Origin of the sequence: Pantoea sp. CTOTU49201 (assembly GCF_032054795.1) — a bacterium.
GTDB classification, from domain to species: Bacteria; Pseudomonadota; Gammaproteobacteria; order Enterobacterales; family Enterobacteriaceae; genus Pantoea; species Pantoea symbiotica.
Genome location: NZ_DAMBSA010000216.1, coordinates 1 through 7,862 on the forward strand (window position 1 = coordinate 1; position 7,862 = coordinate 7,862).

Here is a 7,862-nt window from a genome sequence, read left to right on the forward strand (position 1 = left end):
GCGCAACATCACCAGCTCGATTCACTATGTCATCCATTCAGGTGACTTTTCCTTACGTATTCCGGAGAGTCCAACGCGCGAGTTTCAGCTGTTTTCAAATGACCTCAACTCGTTGCTGACCGAGATGCAGACGCTACAGGCATCTCTGATGCGCGATAACCGCACGCTGGCGGCTAAAGCGCTGGAAGATCCTTTGACCGGCCTCGCCAATCGCGCCGCCTTTGTGGCGCGCTTAACACAGTTGCTCGATCAGCAATTGGCGAAAGAGCGCTTCGTTTTGCTGTTTCTCGATGGCGATCGCTTTAAAAGCATCAACGATAATTGGGGCCATGCGGCCGGTGATGAGGTGCTAAAAGCTATTGGTTCACGGCTTTCTACATTGGCTTATAAGCAGGATCTGGTCGCCCGATTAGGCGGCGATGAGTTTGCCATGCTGGTAAGCAGCCGCGCCAGCGACGCGCAACTGCAGTTGCTGATGCAGGATATTAGCGAGTCGATCAGCCAGAAAATCATTATTGCGGAAGGCACACCAATTTCTACCTCGGTGACCATTGGTTACGCCTGGTCGCAGCACGGTGATACCGTTGAGTCGATTCTGGAACGCGCAGATATGAACATGTACAAAAACAAGGGAATGAGTAAGGTGCGGATATGAAGATGAAAATTTTCCTGATGATGTGTGTGTTAGCGCTGGTCGGTTGCCAGGCAAAGGGACGTTTCAGTGACGAGCAGATTGCGGCGATGCGTAATGCCGGATTCAGCCAAAATACCGAAGGCTGGGGATTAGGCTTGTCGGACAAAATCCTGTTCGGCGTCAACGAAGCGCAACTCACTCCTGCCAGTAAAGAGAATATTCAGTCGATGGCGAAAAATCTGGCGGCGACCGGTATTAACCATGTGCGTATCGACGGTCATACCGATAATTACGGCAAAGCGGATTACAACCAGCAGCTGTCATTGAAAAGAGCCAACGCCGTCGCAACACAGTGGGCAGCAGGCGCAGCGATTCCACGCGAAAATATTATCACGCGTGGATTAGGCATGAGCGCACCGATTGCCAGCAACAACAACGCGCAGGACCGCGCACAAAATCGCCGCGTGGCGATTGTGATTACGGCGCCGTGATAATCTGGCGCGCAATCGCATAATCATAAAGGCGGTCGCGCGCTAAATTCTTCATCTTCACTTCGCACATCATATCGAAGGCGTTAAACGACAGCGCCCAATCATTTAAGCTTTGATTGAAGTAATAATCGGCATGGGCGCGAAGTTTGCTTTTCGATACCGCTAAATCCTGCTGATCAGGGAAACCGTGATCGGGAATCAGACCTTCCTGCGCAATTGAATAGTGCAAAACTGGCCTTACTCCGCGCCACGATTCTTTGATTAGCGCGATGCGCGTATCGTCTGCCTGAATATAGTGATTCTCTTTCACCCAATGGTGATGAATATCCAGCACCACCGGACACAATTCACGCGCCTGCAACACATCGTCCAGCGAACAGGATATTTCATCATTCTCCACCGTCAGCATATTGCGCGCTTCAGGACTCAGGCGCAGAAACGCGGCGCGAAATCCCTCAATGCCCTTTTTACCGTTCATATGGATATTGATTTTGAAATCCTGAAACTGGCGGCCATAACCCATTAATACCGCGCAGGTAGCGTGATACTCCACGTCCTCGATGGCACGATCGACCACGCCATCATTATCCGAGGCCAGCACAGTATATTGGCCGGGATGGAATGACAGACGGATATTATTGGCTCGCGCCAGCTCGCCACAGCGACGTAATAACGGTGTCAGATCAGACAATAATTCACCATACAGCTGCGTGGCTTCCGGCACGGTATATAGCGGCAAAAGATCGCTGCCGATGCGCATCATGCGCAGCGCGTCGGGTTGAGTGGCAAGCTGTTCGAGCGTGAGAAGGAGATTGTGCAGATTGTTTTGCGCCAGCTGGTTCAGCATTGTGATACGTGAATCATCGTCAAGACCCAGAAAGCGCGTGCGCGTGGTGCTTTTGAAGGGATACGGCTGTTTAGCCTTTTGATCCAGATACTTACAAGCAAAGCCTAATTTCATTTCATCCCCCATTTAATCAGCCTGAAAGCTTAGCTGTTATTTGGGAATGTGCACGGGGTCAAAGCCATGAATGAAGCATTTACGAACGATATGAGAAGGTCGCCATGAATGGCGACCCTACGGTGAGACAAGTGGTTTTGTAGGGTCGCCATTTATGGCGACCTGGATAAATCAAACGTCCGGGAACGTCATATTGCTGCCCGGCGCTTCACGATGCAGATGGATAAAGTTCAGGTGACGTTCGTACTGATCGAGAATATCGATAATCACCTGCTCTTTGTTGTAGTCCATCAAATCGTTGCCCTGGCTGCCTTCCAGCAGGAAGGTTTCCAGACGGTAATAGGTCGACTTACCGCTGCGTGCGCGATAGGTAAAGCCCGGTACCGAATACTGTTGCGGCCAGATTTGATAAACGAAATCCTGCTCTTCGCCCAGCAACACACGCAGATCAAGGTGGCCCAGCGGCTGCCCCTCTTCTGGCTCGGCTCGCTCCAGCGAGATACGTCCACCGCGCAGTTCCAGCTCTTTCGCCACATCCTGCATCGCCGGGAACAGCACCTCTTCCATCATTTTCTGCGTATAGCGCGTACCCGGATAGTTCATCAGGCGTGACAGGCGTTTTTTCCAGCTCAGGCGATCGTTACTGGCCGGAATGTACGGCGCAGTGTCGCGGCTGGCGCTGGCACGGCGATGATCTTCCACCTTCAGCGATTTATACAGTCCGGCCATCACAAAGAAGATCACAAAGCTAAACGGTAAGCCCATGATCACCGTGGCGTTCTGCAAGGCAGAAATACCGTTGGTCATCAGCATACCCATCGTCAGCACACCAATCGCAATCGACCAGAAGATACGTAGCCAGTTCGGTGCATCGCTATTGATGTCTTTCAGCTTCGAGGTGAAGTTACCCAGCACCAGCGAACCGGAATCCGCCGACGTCACGTAGAACAGCATACCGGTGATGGTAGCTACCGAAGCACTGAATTTAAACGCCGGATACTGCGCCAGCAGGCTATAGAAGCCGCGTTCAGCATGCGCCATCACTTCCTGGGCAAAGCCCGCGTCGCCGTGGATGATTTCATACAGCGCCGCGTTACCAAATACCGACAGCCACAGCAGCGTAAAGGTGAACGGGATAATCAGCGTGCCCAACACGAACTCACGAATGGTACGCCCGCGCGAGATACGTGCAAGGAACAAGCCGACAAACGGCGACCAGGCAACCCACCACGCCCAGAAGAACAGCGTCCAGCTATTCATCCACTCGCGTGGCTGGTCGAAGGCAAAGGTGTTAAGCGTCATGCCCATAAAGCGATTGACGTAATCACCAACGTTCAGCACCAGCGCGTTGAGCAGGAAATCGGTTTTGCCCATAAACAGCACGAACAGAATCAAGCCCAGCGCCAGCGCGACGTTTAGCTCAGAAAGAATACGGATACCTTTGTCCACGCCGGAGGTCACTGAGATGGTGGCGATGATCACCGACAGCACAATCAGCGCGGCCTGCGCCGTGAAACCTTCCGGCACATCGAACAGCACGTTGAGGCCGTAGTTCAGCTGCACCACACCAATCCCTAAAGTGGTAGCGATACCAAAGATGGTGCCGATCACGGCAGCGATATCCACCGTGTGACCAATCGGGCCATTAATGCGTTTGCCGAAAATGGGATAAAGCGCTGAGCGGATGGTGAGCGGCAGGTTGTAGCGATAGCTGAAGTAGCCGAGCGCGATGCCCATCAATGCGTACATCGACCAGCCGGTGACGCCGTAGTGGAACAGCGTCCACACCATCGCCTGACGCGCGGCTTCCATGGTCTGCCCTGCACCTTCTGGCGGCTGCATATATTGCGTTACCGGTTCGGCAACCGAGAAGAACATCAGGTCAATACCGATACCGGCGGCAAACAGCATCGCCGACCAGCTCAGTAAACTGAACTCGGGTTTAGATTGCTCCGGCCCGAGTTTGATCGCGCCGTAGCGCGAACACGCCATATAGATGACGAACACGATGTACAGCGTGGCAGCGAGCATGTAGTACCAGCCAAACGTGGACGTGACCCAATTGACGGCGGTCAGAAGCCAGCTGGCAGCGAGTTCGCTGTAAAAAATCGTGACAAGTGAAAATGTCAGAATCAGTCCGGCTGAGGTGTAAAACACCACAGGATTGATTCTGTCTTTTTCACTGGCAGGTGGATTAATCATCGATTACCTCTGGTTAATTTCCTGTAGTACGTGCCAAAAAAGCTCAATCAGGTCGCCATTAATGGCGACCCTACGAGGGAGGTGCGGTTTTCGTGAGGTGCGCGTGAGTACGCACCTGCTGAGATCCCTTCAACTCACCGCTTCGTTTTTGTAACAATCCAAGTACAGCATCCTAACAAATTTCTTTTTTATATTGAACGTGCAATCAAAAAAAGTTTTAATAGTGTCCTTACATTGCGGTGGAGCTGGAGTGTTATGCCAAAGGTGGGAATGCAGCCGATACGTCGTCGGCAACTGATTGATGCGACCCTGAGCACCATTAACGAAGTCGGGATCAACGACGCCACCATTGCGCAGATTGCGCGACGTGCTGGTGTATCGACAGGCATCATCAGCCACTACTTCAAAGACAAGAACGGTCTGCTGGAAGCCACGATGCGTGACGTAACCCGTCAGCTGCGTGATGCGGTAGCAGCAAGGTTAAAACCGCTGGCCGACGCCAGCACCGAAGCGCGCCTGCTGGCGATCGTGGAAGGCAACTTTGATGATTCGCAGGTGCACAGCGCTGCGATGAAAGCCTGGCTGGATTTCTGGGCCAGCAGCATGCATCAGCCACAGTTGGGCCGCTTAGAACGCGTAAGCAGCCGTCGTCTGTTTTCCACGCTGGCAGCCGAATTTCGTCGCGTTATTCCGCGCGAAAAGGCGCGCCTGGCGGCACATGGCCTCGCCTCGCTGATTGATGGCCTGTGGCTGCGCGCGGCGCTCAGTGGCAAACCGTTCGATTTGGCTATCGCCAGACAGCTCACCACCCAATTCATTCGTCAGCAATTGGCTGACCAGAATCACTGAGGAAGGAGAAATCATGTCCCGATTCACCGAGCAACACCTTTATATTGATGGCGCATTGGTTCCCGCTGCGGCAGGTAACACATTCCAGAGCATCAATCCGGCAAACGGCGAAGTGCTGGCCGACGTGCATGAAGCCGATCGCGCAGACGTTGATCGCGCCGTTGCCGCAGCGAAAAAAGGCCAGAAAGTTTGGGCGGCGATGACCGCCATGGAACGTTCGCGCATTCTGCGTCGTGCGGTCGATATCCTGCGTGAACGCAACGACGAGCTGGCCGCGCTGGAGACCCTCGATACCGGCAAACCGCTGAGCGAAACCCAATACGTGGATATTGTGACCGGTGCCGACGTGCTGGAGTACTACGCGGGCTTGATTCCATCTCTGGAAGGCCAGCAAATCCCACTCCGCGATACCTCTTTCGTGTATACCCGCCGCGAACCGCTCGGCGTGGTGGCTGGTATCGGCGCGTGGAACTATCCGATTCAGATCGCCTTGTGGAAATCTGCACCTGCGCTGGCCGCCGGTAATGCGATGATTTTCAAACCGAGCGAAGTCACGCCGCTCACCGCACTGAAGCTGGCAGAGATCTACACCGAAGCGGGCGTGCCGAATGGCGTGTTCAACGTGTTGAACGGTCGCGGCGCGGTCACCGGCCAGCTGCTCACCGATCATCCGGACATCGATAAAGTTTCCTTCACCGGCGGTGTCGCCAGCGGCAAGAAAGTGATGGCGAATGCAGCTGGATCAACACTGAAAGACGTCACCATGGAGTTGGGCGGTAAATCCCCGCTGATCATCTTCGATGACGCCGATCTCGACCTCGCCGCTGATATCGCGATGATGGCGAACTTCTATAGCTCAGGCCAGGTTTGCACCAACGGCACGCGCGTGTTTATCCCGGCTACGTTGCAAGCGGCGTTTGAAGCGAAAATCGCCGAGCGCGTGGCGCGTATTAAGGCGGGCGATCTCAACCATCCTGATACCAACTTCGGTCCGCTGGTGAGCTTCGCGCATCGCGACAATGTGATGCGCTTCATCGAGTCCGGCATCAGTGAAGGGGCGCGTCTGCTGTGCGGCGGTAAACGCCTGAGTGGCGCAGCTTTCGATAACGGCGCATGGGTAGAACCGACCGTGTTCACCGACTGCCGCGATGAGATGACCATTGTGCGCGAAGAGATCTTCGGGCCGGTGATGTCGATTCTGACTTATGAAAGTGAAGAAGAAGTGGTTCGCCGCGCCAACGCCACCGAATTTGGCCTGGCTGCTGGTGTGGTGACGCAGGATCTTAACCGCGCGCATCGCGTGATTCACCAGATTGAAGCAGGTATCTGCTGGATCAATACCTGGGGCGAATCTGACGCCGCAATGCCAGTGGGCGGTTACAAGCATTCGGGTGTAGGCCGCGAAAATGGCCTGATGACGCTGCAAAACTACACGCAGGTGAAATCTGTGCAGCTCGAAATGACCCGTTTTCAGTCCGTATTTTAATTTTGGCTTTTAACCTGAGGAACGACTAATGGAATTTGATTACATCATTATCGGAGCCGGATCCGCAGGGAACGTTTTGGCAACAAGACTGACCGAAGATAGCAGCGTTAATGTGCTGCTTTTAGAAGCGGGCGGCCCAGATTACCGCTTCGACTTCCGCACGCAGATGCCTGCGGCACTGGCTTTCCCACTGCAGGGCAAACGCTACAACTGGGCGTACGAAACCGAACCTGAGCCGTACATGAACAATCGCCGCATGGAGTGCGGTCGCGGTAAAGGTTTGGGCGGATCGTCGCTGATCAACGGCATGTGCTACATCCGTGGTAACGCGATGGATCTCGATAACTGGGCCAATGAACCTGGTCTGGAAAACTGGAGCTACCTAAACTGCCTGCCCTACTATCGCAAATCTGAAACGCGCGATATCGGTGCCAATGATTATCACGGCGGCGAAGGTCCGGTGAGCATCACCACCTGTAAACCTGGCAACAATCCGCTGTTCGCCGCGATGATTGAAGCCGGCGTGCAGGCGGGTTATCCGCGCACTGACGATCTCAACGGCTATCAGCAGGAAGGCTTCGGGCCAATGGATCGCTTTGTGACGCCGAAAGGTCGCCGCTCCAGCACCGCGCGCGGTTATCTCGATAGCGCAAAAACGCGTCCGAACCTGAAAATCGTCACTCATGCCACCACTGACCGCATTCTGTTTGAAGGCAAACGCGCGGTAGGCGTGCAGTATCTGCTGGGTTCCAGCAATACGTCGCATCAGGCGCATGCGCGCCGTGAAGTGCTGCTGTGTGCCGGTGCTATCGCCTCGCCGCAGATTCTGCAGCGTTCCGGTGTCGGTTCCGCTGAGCTGCTGAAACAGTTCGATATCCCGCTGGTGCATGATTTGCCGGGCGTGGGCGAGAATTTGCAGGATCACCTCGAAATGTACCTGCAATATGAGTGCAAAGAGCCGGTTTCGCTCTATCCGGCATTGAAGTGGTGGAACCAACCGAAAATCGGTGCAGAGTGGCTGTTTAACGGCACCGGCGTCGGCGCCAGCAACCACTTTGAAGGCGGCGGCTTTATCCGCAGCCGTGAAGAGTTCAGCTGGCCGAATATTCAGTATCACTTCCTGCCGGTAGCGATTAACTACAACGGTTCGAATGCGGTGGAAGCGCACGGTTTCCAGTGCCACGTTGGTTCGATGCGCTCACCGAGCCGCGGCCATGTGCGCCTGAAATCACGCGATCC

Annotated in this window: 7 protein-coding genes; 5 read left to right on the plus strand and 2 right to left on the minus strand. The window is 54.4% G+C overall.

Annotated elements, in window-relative coordinates; genetic code table 11:
• The coding region (locus tag RTY00_RS15160) for a diguanylate cyclase domain-containing protein (protein WP_312665002.1) at window positions 1-655 on the plus strand (655 nt) is incomplete at its 5' end.
• Window positions 652-1,125, plus strand: a complete 474-nt coding sequence (locus RTY00_RS15165; RefSeq protein ID WP_312665003.1) for an OmpA family protein — start codon at window positions 652-654, stop codon at window positions 1,123-1,125. The genes RTY00_RS15160 and RTY00_RS15165, both read left to right, overlap by 4 nt.
• Here the strand turns inward: RTY00_RS15165 and uvsE are convergent.
• Both uvsE and RTY00_RS15175 read right to left on the minus strand, forming a co-directional pair.
• Entirely contained in the window at window positions 1,112-2,086 is a 975-nt protein-coding gene (uvsE, locus tag RTY00_RS15170) for a UV DNA damage repair endonuclease UvsE (protein WP_312665004.1), read from the minus strand. The genes RTY00_RS15165 and uvsE overlap by 14 nt on opposite strands.
• A 171-nt stretch (window positions 2,087-2,257) precedes the next feature.
• Window positions 2,258-4,288 (minus strand): choline transporter, encoded by a 2,031-nt coding sequence (locus RTY00_RS15175; RefSeq protein WP_008106887.1) that lies wholly within the window; start codon window positions 4,286-4,288, stop codon window positions 2,258-2,260.
• Between the two features lie 255 nt (window positions 4,289-4,543).
• On the opposite strand from RTY00_RS15175, the gene betI reads away from it, so the two are divergent.
• The 3 genes from betI to RTY00_RS15190 form a co-directional block, all read left to right on the plus strand.
• Window positions 4,544-5,137, plus strand: coding sequence for a transcriptional regulator BetI (gene betI / locus RTY00_RS15180; protein WP_008106889.1), 594 nt, complete (start codon window positions 4,544-4,546; stop codon window positions 5,135-5,137).
• A 13-nt stretch (window positions 5,138-5,150) separates the two neighbouring features.
• The gene (gene betB / locus RTY00_RS15185; protein ID WP_312665006.1) at window positions 5,151-6,623 is read left to right on the plus strand and encodes a betaine-aldehyde dehydrogenase; all 1,473 of its coding nucleotides are present in this window, start codon (window positions 5,151-5,153) and stop codon (window positions 6,621-6,623) included.
• A gap of 28 nt (window positions 6,624-6,651) precedes the next feature.
• Window positions 6,652-7,862: choline dehydrogenase (locus RTY00_RS15190; RefSeq protein WP_312665007.1), on the plus strand; the 1,211-nt coding region annotated here is incomplete at its 3' end.

Coding starts and splice junctions, on each gene's coding strand:
- RTY00_RS15165 (WP_312665003.1), top strand. CDS start 652: ATGAAGATGAAAATTTTCCTGATGATGTGTGTGTTAGCGCTGGTCGGT.
- uvsE (WP_312665004.1), bottom strand. CDS start 2,086: ATGAAATTAGGCTTTGCTTGTAAGTATCTGGATCAAAAGGCTAAACAG.
- RTY00_RS15175 (WP_008106887.1), bottom strand. CDS start 4,288: ATGATTAATCCACCTGCCAGTGAAAAAGACAGAATCAATCCTGTGGTG.
- betI (WP_008106889.1), top strand. CDS start 4,544: ATGCCAAAGGTGGGAATGCAGCCGATACGTCGTCGGCAACTGATTGAT.
- betB (WP_312665006.1), top strand. CDS start 5,151: ATGTCCCGATTCACCGAGCAACACCTTTATATTGATGGCGCATTGGTT.